We start from the raw sequence: 15,404 nt of genomic DNA, 5'->3' as shown, positions 1-15,404 counted from the left end.
CTTGCTCGCGAAAAACTCAAGGTCACCGCGTTCATCCTGTATGCACGCGTTATCGTTGAAGTCCTTCGCGAGCAAGCTCGCTCCTACAGGGTTCGGTTCAGCTGCTAGTCCTTTTTCCCTGTACTGGATTTTCCCATGAGTTCTGTTGCTGTGTTCAGCAAGGCCTCGCCATTCGATGTGCTGCAGCGCTGGCTTCCTAAACTGGTGCTGGCGCCGAGCATGTTCATCGTGCTGGTGGGCTTTTATGGCTACATCCTGTGGACGTTCGTGCTGTCGTTCACCACCTCGACGTTCCTGCCCAGCTACAAATGGGCGGGCCTGGCGCAGTATCAGCGGCTGTTCGATAACGACCGCTGGTGGGTGGCGAGCAAGAACCTGGCCGTTTTCGGCGGCATGTTCATCGGCATCACCCTGGTGATCGGTGTGCTGCTGGCGATTTTCCTCGACCAGAAAATCCGCCGCGAAGGCTTTATCCGCACCATTTACCTGTACCCGATGGCGCTCTCCATGATCGTCACCGGTACCGCCTGGAAATGGCTGCTCAACCCGGGCATGGGCCTGGACAAACTCCTGCGGGACTGGGGCTGGGAAGGCTTCCGTCTCGACTGGCTGATCGACCCGGACCGCGTGGTCTATTGCCTGGTGATTGCCGCTGTGTGGCAAGCCTCCGGCTTTATCATGGCGATGTTCCTCGCTGGCCTGCGCGGCGTTGATCAGTCGATCATTCGTGCTGCGCAGATCGATGGCGCGAGCCTGCCGCGTATCTACTGGAGCGTGGTGCTGCCCAGCCTGCGTCCGGTGTTCTTCAGTGCGGTGATGATCCTGGCGCACATTGCGATCAAGAGCTTCGACCTGGTGGCGGCAATGACCGCAGGCGGCCCGGGCTACTCGTCCGACCTGCCGGCGATGTTCATGTACTCGTTCACCTTCAGTCGCGGCCAGATGGGCATGGGCTCGGCCAGTGCAATCCTGATGCTCGGTGCGATCCTCGCGATCATCGTGCCGTACCTGTATTCCGAGCTGAGGACCAAGCGCAATGACTAGTCTCGCCGCCAAACCTGCCATCAGCCTGAGCCGCATCGCGATCTACGCGGTGCTGATCCTGGCGGTGCTGCTGTACCTGGTGCCGCTGGTGGTGATGTTGCTCACCAGCTTCAAGACCCCGGAAGACATCAGCACCGGTAACCTGCTGAGCTGGCCCACCGTGGTCAGCGGCATCGGCTGGGTCAAGGCCTGGGCCACTGTGGATGGCTACTTCTGGAACTCGATCAAGATCACCGTTCCTGCTGTGCTGATCTCTACCGCCATCGGCGCCTTGAACGGCTACGTGTTGTCGTTCTGGCGCTTTCGCGGTTCGCAGTTGTTCTTCGGTTTGCTGCTGTTCGGTTGCTTTTTGCCGTTCCAGACCGTGCTGCTGCCCGCGTCGTTCACCCTCGGCAAGATGGGCCTGGCCAGCACCACCACCGGCCTGGTGTTCATCCATGTGGTCTACGGCCTGGCGTTCACCACGCTGTTCTTCCGTAACTACTACGTGAGCATCCCGGATGCGTTGATCAAGGCCGCACGCCTGGACGGAGCGGGGTTCTTCACCATCTTCCGTCGGATCATCCTGCCGATGTCGACGCCGATCATCATGGTCTGCCTGATCTGGCAGTTCACCCAGATCTGGAACGACTTCCTGTTCGGTGTGGTGTTCTCCAGCGGCGACTCCCAGCCCATCACGGTGGCGCTGAACAACCTGGTCAACACCAGCACCGGGGCCAAGGAATATAACGTGGATATGGCGGCGGCGATGATCGCCGGGCTGCCGACCCTGCTGGTCTATGTGATCGCAGGCAAGTATTTCGTGCGCGGCCTCACGGCCGGCGCGGTCAAGGGGTAATCATGGCTACGCTTGAACTTCGCAATGTAAACAAGACCTATGGCGCCGGCCTGCCCGACACCTTGAAGAACATCGAACTGTCGATCAAGGAAGGCGAGTTCCTCATTCTGGTTGGCCCGTCGGGTTGTGGTAAATCCACGCTGATGAACTGCATCGCTGGCCTTGAGACCATCACCGGCGGCGCGATCATGATCGGTGATCAAGACGTGAGTGGCATGAGCCCCAAGGACCGTGACATCGCCATGGTGTTCCAGTCCTACGCGTTGTACCCGACCATGAGCGTGCGCGAGAACATCGAGTTCGGCCTCAAGATCCGCAAGATGCCCCAAGCCGACATCGACGCCGAAGTGGCGCGCGTGGCCAAGTTGCTGCAGATCGAACACCTGCTCAACCGCAAGCCGGGCCAGTTGTCCGGCGGCCAGCAACAGCGCGTGGCCATGGGCCGTGCCTTGGCGCGCCGGCCGAAGATCTACCTGTTCGACGAACCGCTGTCCAACCTCGACGCCAAGCTGCGCGTCGAGATGCGTACCGAAATGAAGCTGATGCACCAGCGTCTGAAAACCACCACCGTCTACGTGACTCACGACCAGATCGAAGCGATGACCCTGGGCGACAAAGTGGCGGTGATGAAGGACGGGATCATCCAGCAATTCGGCACGCCGAAGGAAATTTACAACGACCCTGCCAACCTGTTTGTGGCAAGCTTTATCGGTTCACCACCGATGAACTTCGTTCCCATGCGCCTAAAACGCCAGAACGGTGATCTGGTGGCGGTGCTCGACAGCGGCCAGGCCCGTTGCGAGTTGCCGTTGGGCATGAGTGACGCCGGGTTGGAAGACCGCGATGTGATCCTGGGCCTGCGCCCGGAGCAGATCGTGCTGGCCGCGGGCGAGGGTAATGGCTCGTCGAGCATTCGTGCCGAAGTGCAGGTAACCGAGCCAACCGGCCCGGACACCCTGGTGTTTGTGCAGCTCAATGACACCAAGGTCTGCTGCCGTTTGGCGCCGGACGTGGCACCGCAAGTGGGCGAGACCCTGACCTTGCAGTTCGACCCGGCCAAGGTATTGCTGTTTGACGCCAAGACCGGTGAGCGGTTGGGCACGGCGGCTTCATTGCCGGCACAGGGGCATGCCGACAATGTGACCCAGTTCAAAGGCCGTTGAAGCATTGTGATTAATGCTTAACCTGTTGTTTTAAATAAAAAATGTAACCCGCGTTAGATAAAAACAGTTTAATAACAATAAAGACGAGGATGTAGGGATGAAAAAGCAACACAACAACACCCGGCTGATCTGCCAACTGTCAGCGGCAGCAGCCCTTGTATTGTCCGCCAATGCGATGGCGGCCGATGCATTCAGCGCCGATTCCAAGTGGATGACCGGCGATTGGGGCGGCGAGCGTACCAAGCTGATCGAGCAAGGTATCGATATCAAGGCCGACTACGTGGGCGAGATGGGCTACAACGCCCACGGCGGCTACAACGACGACAAGACCGGTCGTTACTCCGACCAGTTCGGTCTGGGCGTGGCGCTGGACCTGCAAAAACTGTGGGGCTGGGATAACACCCAGGCCAAGATCCAGTTGACCAACCGTAATGGCCAGAACATCTCCAATGACCGCATTGGCGACCCGCGTGCCAGCACCTTGAGTTCCTCGCAAGAAGTGTATGGCCGTGGCCACATGGTGCGTCTGACCCAGTTCTGGATTCAGCACCAGATGTTCGACAACAAGTTGGACGTGAAGCTCGGTTACTTCGGTGAAGGCGAAGACTTCAACACCTTCCCTTGCGACTTCCAGAACCTGTCGTTCTGCGGCTCCCAGGTCGGTAACTACGTCAATACCTGGTACAACTGGCCGGTCGCCCAGGCCGCTATCCGCGTGAAGTACAACATCACGCCTGAGCTGTATGCGCAAATCGGTGCCTACAACCAGAACCCGTCGCAGCTGGAGCATGGCAACGGCTTCAAACTCAGCGGCAGCGGTACCAAGGGCACCGTGATCCCGGTGGAGCTGGTCTGGTCGCCGAAGGTTAATAACCTGCCGGGCGAATACCGTGTGGGCTTCTATAAAAGTGCGGCCGATGCTCCGGATGTACGTGAAGACGTCAACGGCAACGATGCGGTCCTCAGCGGCGCCGACTTCCGTACCCGCAGCAGCAAGAAAGGCTACTGGTTCGTTGCGCAACAGCAACTCACCACCCATAACGGCGACGCTTCCCGCGGTCTGAACATCGCTGCCAACGCGACGTTCCATGACAAGGAAACCAACCTGGTCGACAACTACCAGTCGTTGATGCTGGTGTACAAAGGCCCATTCGACGCGCGTCCAAAAGATGACGTCGGCATTGGCGTCGCTCGCCTGCATGTCAACAATGATGTGAAGAAGAACTCTGAGCTACTCAACGACGCCAGGGGCGTGAGCGACTACGACAATCCGCGGTACACGCCGATTCGTGAGACTGAGTACAACGTCGAACTCAACTACGGTTTCCACGTCACCAACTGGCTGACCGTGCGTCCGAACCTGCAGTACGTTGTCCAGCCTGGCGGCGTGGATAAAGTCGACAACGCGCTGGTAGCGGGCCTGAAAATTCAGTCTACGTTCTAACGCTGTTGCGATAAGCTCCTCTCTCTGTGCGCATTTGCGGGTAGCCATGGCTATCCGCTTTTTTTTGCGTGGCACTGTGATATTCGGGACCTGGGCACATGCACGAGCAACCGCTGCAACGCTTTTTCAAATCCCTGCGCGAGCGTCCGGTGTTCGCCTGGGAGCGCTTTCAGATGCGCGATGTGTTGGTGATCGACCACCCGCTGTGCCAGGCGGTGTTCAGTCGCCAGGGCGCGCAACTGTTGCACTTTCAGCCCACCGGCCAGAAGCCCTGGCTGTGGTGCGCAGCCAAGTGGCCACAGGTCGGCGCCATTCGTGGCGGCGTGCCGGTGTGCTGGCCTTGGTATGGTCGCCATCCCAGCGAAAACGCCTGGCCTTCCCACGGTTGGGCCCGCTTGATCGACTGGAAACTGCTCGACAGCAGCACCGATGACGACGGCGTGCACCTGCACTGGCAATTGCAACTGTGCGACTGGCAGGTGGACTTGCACGCGCACCTGGGCGACACCCTGGAACTGCGCCTGAGCACCGAGCATCATGACGAGCTGCCATGCCAGTTGAGCCATGCATTGCACGCTTACTGGCGTATCGGTCACGTTGATGAGGTAGCGCTGTCTGGGCTCGAAGGGGCGCAAGGTTACGACCAGCTCAATCGCCAGGTTTGCCAGCAGGAAGGTGAACTGCGGGTCGATGGTGGGTGCCAGCGGGTGTTCCAGCATGAAGGCGAACTGCAGCTCAAGGACCACGCCTGGCAGCGTGAACTGTGCATCGACACGGGCGATACTGCCGACACCGTGGTGTGGCACCCGGGGAGCCGGCCGCTGTTGGGCGTGAGCTTTAACGAAGCGTCGGGGTTTGTGTGCGTGGAGGCGGCGATGGCGGCGGCGAGCCTGGCGCCGGGGGAGAGGGCGCATTTGAGTTTGCAGGCCAGGGCAGGGGTTTAGCGTTGTGGCTGATGGCGCTATCGCAGGCAAGCCAGCTCCCACAGGGGAATGCATTCCAAATGTGGGAGCTGGCTTGCCTGCGATAGCGCCGGTACTGCTGGTAGAGCCGCCTGCTAGTTGAACTCATCCCCCACCGGATACCGGCTGTCATTCAAGCTCTCTTTGATCTTGCGCAAATGCGGCTGGAAATCCACTCCGCGACGCAGGGTCATACCCGTTGCCAACACGTCCAATACCGTCAATTGGATAATCCGAGAAGTCATCGGCATGTAGATATCCGTGTCTTCCGGCAACGGGATGTTCAGGCTCACCGTACTGGCCTTGGCCAGCGGCGAGTTCTCGGCGGTGACGCCCAGCACTGACGCACCGTTTTCCCGAGCGATACGCGCCACTTCCACCAACTCGCGGGTACGGCCGGTGTAGGAAATGATCACGAACAACTCACCGGTGTGCGCCACCGAGGCGATCATGCGTTGCATCAGCACGTCGGCGTGGGCGGTCACTGCCAGGTTGAAGCGGAAGAACTTGTGCAGCGCATCCATAGCCACGGGGGCTGAAGCGCCCAGGCCAAAGAAGTGGATCTGCCGTGCCTGGATCAACAAGTCCACGGCCTTGCTGATCAGCGCCGGGTCCAGGGCCTGGCAGGCACTGTCCAGAGAGGCAATGGCGCTGCCAAAGATCTTCTGGGTGTAGGCCTCGGGGTTATCATCGGCCTCCACGGCGCGGCTGACATACGCGGCGCCACTGGCCAGGCTTTGCGCCAACTGCAATTTGAGTTCAGGGTAACCGCTGACACCGAACGAACGGCAGAAACGGTTGACCGTAGGTTCACTGACCGAGGCGGCCTGGGCGAGGGCGGCGATCGAGAAGCGTGTGGCCTGCTGCGGGTTGAGCAGGATCACTTCAGCGACTTTGCGCTCGGCCTTGTTCAATTCTTCGAGGCGGTTCCGGATCTGTTCCAGAAGATTTCGCACGCGGTCCATTCAGTCTTTCCTTCGGGCGACGATGCAAATAAAAAGGCGGTAACCAATCGATGAGTGGCTTTTCGCGGTGGCCTATCCTACTGAGGGTAGCTGAACACCACCACTCGCAATGCGTATTTCCGGAAAATGTTGTGGTTATTACTACATTTTTCCTTGAGTGATGCCTTGAAAAAAGGTATTTGTAGCTTAACTTGATAAAAGAACAAACATCATGCCTTCGATAACCGTGGAACCCTGCACCTTTGCCCTGTTTGGCGCCTTGGGTGATCTGGCGCTGCGCAAGTTATTTCCTGCCCTTTATCAACTCGATGGCGCCGGGTTGCTGCACGACGACACACGCATCCTGGCCCTGGCCCGTGAAGCCGGCTCCGAGCAGCAACACCTGGCCCATATCGAAAAAGAATTGCGTAAGTACGTCGGCAAGGAACTCGACGAAGCCGTGGCCCAGCGTTTCCTCGCGCGCCTGGCTTATGTACATGTCGACTTCATGAAGGCTGACGACTATGTTGCCCTGGCCGAAAAAGTCGGCAGCGATCAACGCCTGATCGCCTACTTCGCCACCCCCGCGGCGGTGTACGGCGCGATCTGCGAAAACCTGTCCAAGGTCGGCCTGGCGGAAAATACCCGCGTGGTGCTGGAAAAACCCATCGGTTCGGACCTGGAGTCGTCGCGCAAGGTCAACGACGCCGTGGCGCAGTTTTTCCCGGAAAACCGCACCTACCGCATCGACCACTATCTGGGCAAAGAGACGGTGCAGAACCTGATCGCCTTGCGTTTTGCCAACAGCCTGTTCGAAACCCAGTGGAACCAGAACTACATTTCCCACGTGGAAATCACCGTGGCCGAGCAGGTTGGCATCGAAGGCCGTTGGGGTTACTTCGACAAGGCCGGCCAGCTGCGCGACATGATCCAGAACCACCTCTTGCAACTGCTTTGCCTGATTGCCATGGACCCGCCGGCCGACCTGTCCGCCGACAGCATCCGTGACGAGAAGGTCAAGGTGCTCAAGGCCCTGGCGCCGATCAGCCCCGAGGGCCTGACCACCCAGGTAGTCCGTGGCCAGTACATCGCCGGCTACAGCGCCGGTAAAGCCGTGCCGGGTTACCTGGAAGAAGACAATTCCAACACCCAGAGCGACACCGAGACGTTCGTTGCCCTGCGTGCCGATATTCGTAACTGGCGCTGGGCCGGCGTGCCGTTCTACCTGCGTACTGGCAAGCGCATGCCGCAAAAGCTGTCGCAGATTGTCATCCACTTCAAGGAACCGTCCCACTACATCTTCGCCCCCGAGCAGCGCCTGCAGATCAGCAACAAGCTGATCATCCGCCTGCAGCCGGACGAAGGTATTTCCTTGCGCGTGATGACCAAGGAGCAGGGCCTGGACAAAGGCATGCAACTGCGCAGCGGGCCACTGCAACTGAATTTTTCCGACACTTATCGCAGCGCGCGCATCCCCGATGCCTACGAGCGGTTGTTGCTGGAAGTGATGCGCGGCAATCAGAACCTGTTTGTTCGCAAAGATGAAATCGAAGCCGCGTGGAAGTGGTGTGACCAGTTGATCGCCGGGTGGAAAAAATCCGGTGATGCGCCCAAGCCGTACGCGGCGGGGTCCTGGGGGCCGATGAGCTCCATTGCACTGATCACGCGGGATGGGAGGTCGTGGTATGGCGATATCTGAATTGAAACTGCCTCAGGGCGTCACTGCCCATGAGTACCGTACGCCTGCGCTGCTGGCCGATGGTTTGGCCAATGACGTGGCCGAACAACTGCGCGGCGCCATCAGTGCCCGGGGCGAGGCGACGTTGGTGGTGTCCGGTGGCCGCAGCCCCGTGGCGTTTTTCCAGAACCTGGCCAAGCAGGGCCTGGACTGGTCCAAGGTCACCATCACCCTGGCCGATGAGCGCTGGGTGCCGGTCGAACACGCCGACAGCAATGCCGGCCTGTTGAAGCAACACTTGTTGCAAGGCCCGGCGGCCAAGGCGAAGTTCTTGAGCCTGTACAGCCCTGCCGCCAACCTTGAAGACGCTGCCGAGCAGGCCGATCGCCTGCTGGGCGAGTTGCCAGCCATTGATGTGCTGGTGTTGGGCATGGGCGATGACGGCCACACCGCATCGCTGTTCCCCAACAGCCCCAACCTGAGTGAAGCGCTGAAGGCCGACGGTACCCGCCGTTGCTGGCCGATGCTGGCGCCCACTGTGCCGCACCAGCGCCTGACCATGAGTCGTGCGTTGCTGGCCACGGCCGACTACACCGTGCTGTCGATTTCCGGCAGTTCGAAATTGACGACCTTGAGCGCCGCCCTGGCCAGCGACGATGTTGCTGCCATGCCGATTCGCGCGTTTTTGCAACCTACTCTAGAGATTTACTGGTGCCCATGAGCCAAGGATCAGCCGCTATGAAAAGCCCTCAACCGACCGTGTCCATGGCGGATAAAGTTGCCTTGATCGACAGCCTCTGCGCCAAGGCGCGGATCCTGCCGGTGATCACCATCGCCCGTGAGCAGGACATCCTGCCGTTGGCCGACGCCCTGGCAGCCGGCGGTTTGACCGCGCTGGAAGTGACCCTGCGTTCCGAGTTCGGCCTTAAAGCCATTCAGGTCTTGCGCGAGCAACGTCCTGAGCTGTGCACCGGTGCCGGTACCGTGCTCGACCGTCACATGCTCGAAGCGGCAGAAGTGGCAGGCTCGCAATTTATCGTCACTCCCGGCATCACTCGTGACTTGCTGGAAGCTTCGGTGCACAGCCCGATCCCGCTGCTGCCGGGCATCAGCAATGCCTCCGGCATCATGGAAGGCTACGGCCTGGGTTATCGCCGCTTCAAACTGTTCCCGGCTGAAGTCAGCGGTGGCGTTGCGGCCATCAAGGCGCTGGGCGGCCCGTTCGGGGAAGTGAAATTCTGCCCGACTGGCGGCGTTGGCCCGGCCAACATCAAGAGCTACATGGCGTTGAAGAACGTGATGTGCGTGGGCGGGAGCTGGATGCTGGATCCGGAGTGGGTGAAGAACGGCGACTGGGCGCGTATCCAGGAAGTCACTGCCCAGGCGCTGGCGCTGCTGGACTGATTTATAGAATCGTTGTTGCTGTGCTTAACGGCATTTTTGCGGCGCACTTGGTCGGTGTGCCGCTTTTTTTTGCCTGTAAAAAACCTCAAACACATCCCCGTTCTGAAGGTGGGAGCTGGCTTGCCTGCGATAGCTATTTATCAGTTAGCCCATCTTTGGCTGATACACCGTTATCGCAGGCAAGCCAGCTCCCACAATTTTAATCGGTGTTTAGTTGGGTGATTGCGTGGACTAGCGTATTGATGTCCGCCGCTGACGTCACCAACCCCGGTGTGACCCGAATACAGGTGCCAAACGCTGCCCCCGTGCGCGTTGTGGTGAACAGGCCATGCTCCTTGAGCAACCGGTCCACCATCACCTGCTGATCGCGCCCGATGAACTTGAAGGCGGTGATCCCGCAATACACTCGCGGATCATCCGACGTCAGCACTTCAATCCCCGCTAACGGCCGCACCTGGTTCACCCACAGGTTGCGCAGGTGATTCACGCGTGCGCCCTTGGCCGCAGCGCCACCCAATTGCCGATGCTCTTCAAACACCAGGGGCAAGGTCATCAGTGCCGGAAAGTTCGGTGTGCTGTAGGACGTACGCGCTCGCACATCGGTGGCTGGGTAGTGAGACTCGCCCATGTCCGGGTCGATATCGGCCAGGCGCTCCGGTGCGATGTACAAAAAACCCAGGGTCAGCGGTGCGCCGATCCATTTATGCAGGTTGAAGCCTGCGAACTGAATGCCCAGTTCGGCCAGGTTGAATTCGATCTGGCCCAAGGCGTGGGCGCCGTCGAGGATCACGTCGATTGCGCGTTCGCGTGCGGCCTTGGCAATGGCCGCAACCGGCATGACCAGGCCGGTGCGATGAGTCACATGGGTCAGGGCCATTAACTTCAGGCGCGGGTACTGCACGAACGCATCGTGATAAGTCTGTATCAGGCTGTCGAAACTGGCCGGTTGGGTGTGGGCTACCTCTATCACTTCCACGCCGCGAGTCGCTGCCAACCAGCGCATGGCGCCTTTGACCGTGTCGTACTCCAGGTCGCTGATCAGCACCTGGTCGCCCGGTTGCAGGCGGTTGTAGTTGCGGATCAGCGACTGCAAGGCTTCGGTGGCGTTACGGGTGAAAGCGACCGATTCGGGGTCGACATCCATCAACTCGGCCAACTGGCGGCGTATCTCGTTGTTTTCACCCTGCTCAAAGCGCTGGCGCACATGCACCGCGTTGCTGCGGTTGATAAAGCTGATGTGCTCAAGGTATCGGGCCTGCACCGCCCGGCTCATGCGCCCGAAGTAGCCGTTTTCCAGATTGATCGGGCCGGGCTCGCACTCGTAACGCTGGGCGATGGCTTGCCAGTGCGGTTCGTTATCAGCATTCCTTGGCATGGTGAATCTCTTTAGTGGCGGGGGGCGGGTCTGCCGTGTTTGGCGCGCAGCGGTTCGAGCAATTCGGACAGGCCGTTGTGGTCGATTTCCTGCATCAAGGCCAGCAAACCGCCCAGTTCCCCGTGGGGGAACCCTTCACGGGCGAACCAATTCAGGTAAGGCCCAGGCAGGTCGGCAATGATCCGGCCTTTGTATTTGCCGAAGGGCATTTGGCGAGTGATGAGCAGTTCGAGTTTTTCGGGATTCATGAGCGTCGCAGGGTTGAGGCCAGGCTTTCGAAAATACAGGCATTCTGCATGAAGGCCAAATGACAGATCATGCAAATAACCAAGATACAGATGGTTCAATAATTCGTAACGTATTGAAATTAAACATAAAAATAATTTTTGAAAACCTGGCACGGGCGCTGCAATAACCAAGGCAACCTTCTAACCCGTACAAGGAATTGAAAAATGACTGATATCAACAAAGAATCGATCTCCGTACTGAACGACCTGATCGAGACCAGCATCGACGGCCAAAAGGGTTTCAAGGAATGCGCTGAAGACATCAAGCATCCAGAACTCAAGGCACTGTTTGCCAAGCGCTCCGCTGATTGCGCGACTGCCGCCGCTGAACTGAAAACCGCTGTGCGTGCCTTGGGTGGCGATCCTGAAGATTCTGGCAGCATGGCCGGCGCCCTGCACCGTGGCTGGGTCGACGTAAAGTCGATGGTCACTGGCAAGGACGAAGAGGCGGTATTGAACGAAGCCGAGCGCGGTGAAGACCACGCACTGAAGGCTTACAAGGAAGCCATCGAGAAGATCAACAAGCATAACTTGGTGGGCATTCGTGACTTGGTTGAGCGTCAGTACCACGGTGTACAGCGCAACCACGACCAGGTAAAAGCCCTGCGTAACCAGGCTCGCGCTCAGTCGTAAGCCCTTTGTTGGAAATGTTCTGAAGAATGTGGGAGGGGGCTTGCCCCCGATGGCGTAGTATCAGTCACTGCAGCTGTGACTTGACTTGCGCTATCGGGGGCAAGCCCCCTCCCACATTGGTACTGCGTGAATGTCAGCCGATGCTGATCGGCGGCAATTCGGTCAAGGTCACGACTTGCTGCTTACGCGGCGCCAGAATCTCCGCCTCGCCATCTACCACCAACTCATCGCGCTGGTTGAACACTCGAGTGGCAATGCGCACGCGAAACTTCGGCAATTTCTCGAGGATTTCCAAGCGCACGGTCAGGGTGTCGCCGATCTTCACCGGCTTCTGAAAGGTCATCTGCTGGCCGATGTAAATCGTGCCCGGCCCAGGCAGCTCGCAAGCTACTGCCGCGCTGATCAGCGCACCGCTGAACATGCCATGGGCGATGCGCTCCTTGAACATGGTCGCCTTGGCGTATTCGGCGTCCAGGTGCACCGGGTTGTGGTCACCCGACATGGCGGCGAACAGCTGGATATCGCGCTCTTCGACGGTTTTGCTGAAGCTGGCAGTCTGGCCCACTTCAAGCGCTTCGTACGGGGTGTTGGTTACCTGGGTCATCTGAAGGTGCATCCTGTGGCTTAACGGTAATTAATCGGCTGATTTTAAAGCAAAAACTATTCGCAGCGGGTGGGCCTGCGCAACGCCAGCGCCTGGTCGAGCCAGGTCAGCAGGTCAGCGGTGACTTCATCCCGGTTGGTTTCGTTGAACACTTCATGGCGCGCCTGCGGGTAGAGCGTCAATTGCACGTCCTGGCAACCGGCCTCACGCAGGGCGTGGGCCAGGTCCTTGAGACGCTTGCCTTCACTCACCGGATCACAATCGCCGCCCATCACCAGGATCGGCAGGCCAGGATCGATCTGCGCCAGGTTGGAGACTTTGCTGATCTGCTGCAAGCCGCCCAGCAGGTCGATCCACAGTTGATTGGTGCAACGAAAGCCACAGAGTGGGTCGTTGATGTAGTTATCCACTTCAACCGGGTCGCGGCTGAGCCAGTCGAATTTGGTGCGGTTGGGCTTGAAGGCTTTGTTGAATGAGCCGAACGACAGGAAGTCGATCAACGCACTGCGCCCTCGCAGGCCTTGGCGTGCTCGCTCGATGCGCGCAATGATTTGCGCTGCACGGTAGAGGGCCACCGGCTGGAAATTCGAACCGCTGAGTATCGCGCCATGCAAGCTGGCGCTGTGATGCAGCAAATACGCCTGGGAGATATAGCTGCCCATGCTGTGGCCCAGCAGGATGATCGGCAGTCCCGGATGCTGTTGGCCGATATGCTGATTGAGGCTGGCCAGATCGCCCACCACTTTGTTCCAGCCATCGGTCTCTGCGTATAGCCCAACGGTGCCGGCCTCTGCAGTGCGGCCATGCCCGCGCTGGTCCAGCGCATACACACCCAGGCCTGCTGCACACAATGCCTGCGCCAGGCGCGCATAGCGGCCGCCATGCTCGGCCATGCCATGGGAGATCATCACCACGGCCTTGGGTGGGCCGTCGGGCAGCCATTGGTTGACGTACAGACGGGTGTGGTCGTTCGCGGTCAGCCAGAAGGTGCTGTGGTTCATGGCGGCTTCCTTTGCTCAGGGTGGTTGCATTGTATAGCTCATCCGCCGCTGGGCGGGGTATCTGCCTACGCCTTAGGTACAAGATTCATACAATCAATGACACAGTTCAGCGTCTTGCCTGTTTGGCCATAGCTGCTAACTTCCCCAAAGCTCCGCTTCTTATTGCTGCACATCTGCATGGCAGCGGCCGGACACACTCAGGTAAAGAGGACAAGAATAATGCAACCTGATTTCTGGAATGACAAACGCGCGGCGGGAGTCCCCAATGCCATCGACCTCAGCACCTACAAGTCGGTGATCGAGGTTTTCGAGCGTTCCTGCAAGACCTTTGCCGACCGTCCGGCATTCAGCAGCATGGGCATTACCCTCACCTACGCAGAACTTGAACGCCAGAGTGCGGCGTTTGCCGGTTACCTGCAGCAGCACACCGACCTCAAGCCCGGCGAGCGCATCGCGGTGCAGCTGCCCAACGTGCTGCATTACCCGGTGGCGGTGTTCGGCGCACTGCGCGCCGGGCTGATCGTGGTCAACACCAACCCGCTGTATACCCCGCGCGAGATGCGCCACCAGTTCAAGGACGCCGGTGTGCGCGCGCTGGTCTACCTCAACCTGTTCGGTTCGCGGGTGCAGGAGGTATGCACCGACACCGAGATCGACTACCTGATCGAAGCCAGGATGGGCGATTTCATGCCCGCCGCCAAAGGCTGGCTGGTCAACACCGTGGTCGACAAGGTGAAGAAGATGGTTCCGGCCTACCACCTGCCGCGAGCAGTGTCGTTCAAGCGCGCCCTGCGCATGGGCGCGGGCCTTGGGGTGACGCGCCATCCGGTGACCCTGGACGACGTCGCCGTGCTGCAATACACCGGCGGCACCACCGGCCTGGCCAAGGGCGCGATGCTCACCCACGGCAACCTGGTGGCGAATATGCAACAGGTGCGGGCGTGCATGTCGCAACTGGGCGACGACGGCCATCCGCTGATCAAGGAAGGGCAGGAGGTGATGATTGCACCGCTGCCGCTGTACCACATCTATGCATTCACGGCCAATTGCATGTGCATGATGGTCTCCGGTAACCACAACGTGCTGATCACCAACCCACGGGACATCGGCGGGTTTATCAAGGAGCTCAAGCAGTGGCAGTTCTCCGGCCTGTTGGGGCTGAACACGCTGTTTGTGGCGCTGATGGACCACCCGGATTTCAAGACCCTGGATTTCTCCCACCTGAAGATCACCAACTCCGGCGGCACCGCCCTGGTCAAGGCCACGGCGGAACGCTGGAAGGCATTGACCGGCTGCGCCATCGGCGAAGGCTATGGCCTTACCGAAACCTCACCAGTGGCCAGCACCAACCCCTACGGCGGCCTGTCGCGCCTGGGTACCGTGGGCATCCCGGTGCCGGGTACGGCGATGAAAGTCGTGGATGACCTGGGGCAAGAACTGCCGTTGGGCGAGCGTGGCGAGCTGTGCATCCAGGGCCCGCAAGTGATGAAGGGCTACTGGCAGCAACCGGCCGCCACCGCCGAAACCCTGGACGCCGATGGCTGGTTGAAGACCGGTGACATTGCGGTGATCGACACCGATGGCTACATCAGCATTGTGGATCGCAAGAAGGATTTGATCATCGTCTCGGGTTTCAACGTGTACCCCAACGAAATCGAAGACGTGATCATGGCCCACCCGGCCGTGGCCAACTGCGCCGTGATCGGCGTGCCGGACGAGCGCACGGGGGAGGCGGTGAAGCTGTTCGTGGTGGCACGGGCCCAGGGGGTGAGCCTTGAGGAACTGAAGGCGTACTGCAAGGCCAACTTCACCGGGTACAAGGTGCCCAAGCATATTGTGTTGAGGGAGTCGTTGCCGATGACCCCGGTGGGGAAAATTCTGCGCCGCGAGCTGCGCGACATCGCTTGAGTTGAAACCGGGTACAAAAAAATGTGGGAGCTGGCAAGCCAGCTCCCACATTGTCATTCTGCACCCTTGAGAGCTTGTTCTAGAGCCATTCCTAGTGTTATAGAATTTTTGCTCTAAAA

Annotated in this window: 15 protein-coding genes; 10 read left to right on the top strand and 5 right to left on the bottom strand. The window is 59.4% G+C overall.

Annotation, left to right across the window (positions count from 1 at the left end):
* Positions 1–135 precede the first annotated feature (135 nt).
* The 5 genes from V8689_RS22315 (at position 136) to V8689_RS22295 (ending at position 5,433) form a co-directional block, all read left to right on the top strand.
* Positions 136–1,044 (top strand): carbohydrate ABC transporter permease, encoded by a 909-nt coding sequence (locus tag V8689_RS22315; RefSeq protein WP_003193765.1) that lies wholly within the window; start codon positions 136–138, stop codon positions 1,042–1,044.
* Positions 1,037–1,882 (top strand): carbohydrate ABC transporter permease, encoded by an 846-nt coding sequence (locus V8689_RS22310; protein ID WP_003193763.1) that lies wholly within the window; start codon positions 1,037–1,039, stop codon positions 1,880–1,882. Before V8689_RS22315 ends, V8689_RS22310 begins: the two co-directional genes overlap by 8 nt.
* Positions 1,883–1,884: 2 nt before the next feature.
* Entirely contained in the window at positions 1,885–3,045 is a 1,161-nt protein-coding gene (locus V8689_RS22305) for an ABC transporter ATP-binding protein (protein WP_034134354.1), read from the top strand.
* Positions 3,046–3,142: 97 nt separating this feature from the next.
* Positions 3,143–4,489, top strand: coding sequence for a carbohydrate porin (locus V8689_RS22300; RefSeq protein ID WP_056791476.1), 1,347 nt, complete (start codon positions 3,143–3,145; stop codon positions 4,487–4,489).
* A 98-nt stretch (positions 4,490–4,587) separates the two neighbouring features.
* Positions 4,588–5,433 (top strand): D-hexose-6-phosphate mutarotase, encoded by an 846-nt coding sequence (locus V8689_RS22295; protein WP_056791477.1) that lies wholly within the window; start codon positions 4,588–4,590, stop codon positions 5,431–5,433.
* Positions 5,434–5,546: 113 nt separating this feature from the next.
* On the opposite strand, the gene V8689_RS22290 is transcribed toward V8689_RS22295, so the two are convergent.
* Positions 5,547–6,407, bottom strand: a complete 861-nt coding sequence (locus tag V8689_RS22290; protein ID WP_169856377.1) for a MurR/RpiR family transcriptional regulator — start codon at positions 6,405–6,407, stop codon at positions 5,547–5,549.
* A 220-nt stretch (positions 6,408–6,627) separates the two neighbouring features.
* Between V8689_RS22290 and zwf the strand changes: the two genes are divergently transcribed.
* From zwf to V8689_RS22275, 3 genes are read left to right on the top strand one after another with little or no spacing between them, the layout of a single operon-like run.
* Complete coding sequence (gene zwf, locus V8689_RS22285) at positions 6,628–8,094, top strand: glucose-6-phosphate dehydrogenase (RefSeq protein ID WP_032895575.1); 1,467 nt, start codon at positions 6,628–6,630, stop codon at positions 8,092–8,094.
* Positions 8,081–8,794, top strand: a complete 714-nt coding sequence (gene pgl / locus V8689_RS22280; RefSeq protein WP_032895576.1) for a 6-phosphogluconolactonase — start codon at positions 8,081–8,083, stop codon at positions 8,792–8,794. Before zwf ends, pgl begins: the two co-directional genes overlap by 14 nt.
* A gap of 17 nt (positions 8,795–8,811) precedes the next feature.
* The gene (locus tag V8689_RS22275; RefSeq protein WP_026067364.1) at positions 8,812–9,477 is read left to right on the top strand and encodes a bifunctional 4-hydroxy-2-oxoglutarate aldolase/2-dehydro-3-deoxy-phosphogluconate aldolase; all 666 of its coding nucleotides are present in this window, start codon (positions 8,812–8,814) and stop codon (positions 9,475–9,477) included.
* 199 nt (positions 9,478–9,676) lie between these two features.
* Here V8689_RS22275 and V8689_RS22270 read toward each other — a convergent pair whose 3' ends face one another.
* Together V8689_RS22270 and V8689_RS22265 are read right to left on the bottom strand one after the other, a co-directional pair.
* Complete coding sequence (locus V8689_RS22270; RefSeq protein WP_056791480.1) at positions 9,677–10,852, bottom strand: aminotransferase class V-fold PLP-dependent enzyme; 1,176 nt, start codon at positions 10,850–10,852, stop codon at positions 9,677–9,679.
* 11 nt (positions 10,853–10,863) lie between these two features.
* Positions 10,864–11,100: a DUF3820 family protein gene (locus V8689_RS22265; protein ID WP_003193750.1), complete on the bottom strand. Its 237-nt coding sequence runs from the start codon at positions 11,098–11,100 to the stop codon at positions 10,864–10,866.
* Between the two features lie 204 nt (positions 11,101–11,304).
* On the opposite strand from V8689_RS22265, the gene V8689_RS22260 reads away from it, so the two are divergent.
* Positions 11,305–11,772, top strand: a complete 468-nt coding sequence (locus tag V8689_RS22260) for a ferritin-like domain-containing protein (RefSeq protein ID WP_003193748.1) — start codon at positions 11,305–11,307, stop codon at positions 11,770–11,772.
* A 133-nt stretch (positions 11,773–11,905) separates the two neighbouring features.
* On the opposite strand, the gene V8689_RS22255 is transcribed toward V8689_RS22260, so the two are convergent.
* Positions 11,906–12,376, bottom strand: coding sequence for a MaoC family dehydratase (locus V8689_RS22255; RefSeq protein WP_003193747.1), 471 nt, complete (start codon positions 12,374–12,376; stop codon positions 11,906–11,908).
* Positions 12,377–12,432: 56 nt separating this feature from the next.
* Positions 12,433–13,377 carry an alpha/beta hydrolase gene (locus V8689_RS22250; protein ID WP_056791484.1) on the bottom strand — a complete coding sequence of 315 codons (945 nt, stop codon included), beginning with the start codon at positions 13,375–13,377 and terminating at the stop codon, positions 12,433–12,435.
* Positions 13,378–13,596: 219 nt separating this feature from the next.
* Between V8689_RS22250 and fadD2 the strand changes: the two genes are divergently transcribed.
* Positions 13,597–15,285, top strand: coding sequence for a long-chain-fatty-acid--CoA ligase FadD2 (gene fadD2, locus V8689_RS22245; protein ID WP_003193743.1), 1,689 nt, complete (start codon positions 13,597–13,599; stop codon positions 15,283–15,285).
* Positions 15,286–15,404: the final 119 nt, after the last annotated feature.

The organism is Pseudomonas sp. AK181 (genome assembly GCF_051122975.1).
Lineage (GTDB): Bacteria > Pseudomonadota > Gammaproteobacteria > Pseudomonadales > Pseudomonadaceae > Aquipseudomonas > Aquipseudomonas lactis.
Note: the sequence above shows the minus strand (reverse complement) of the source record. Positions and strands in the feature narration are given on the sequence as shown.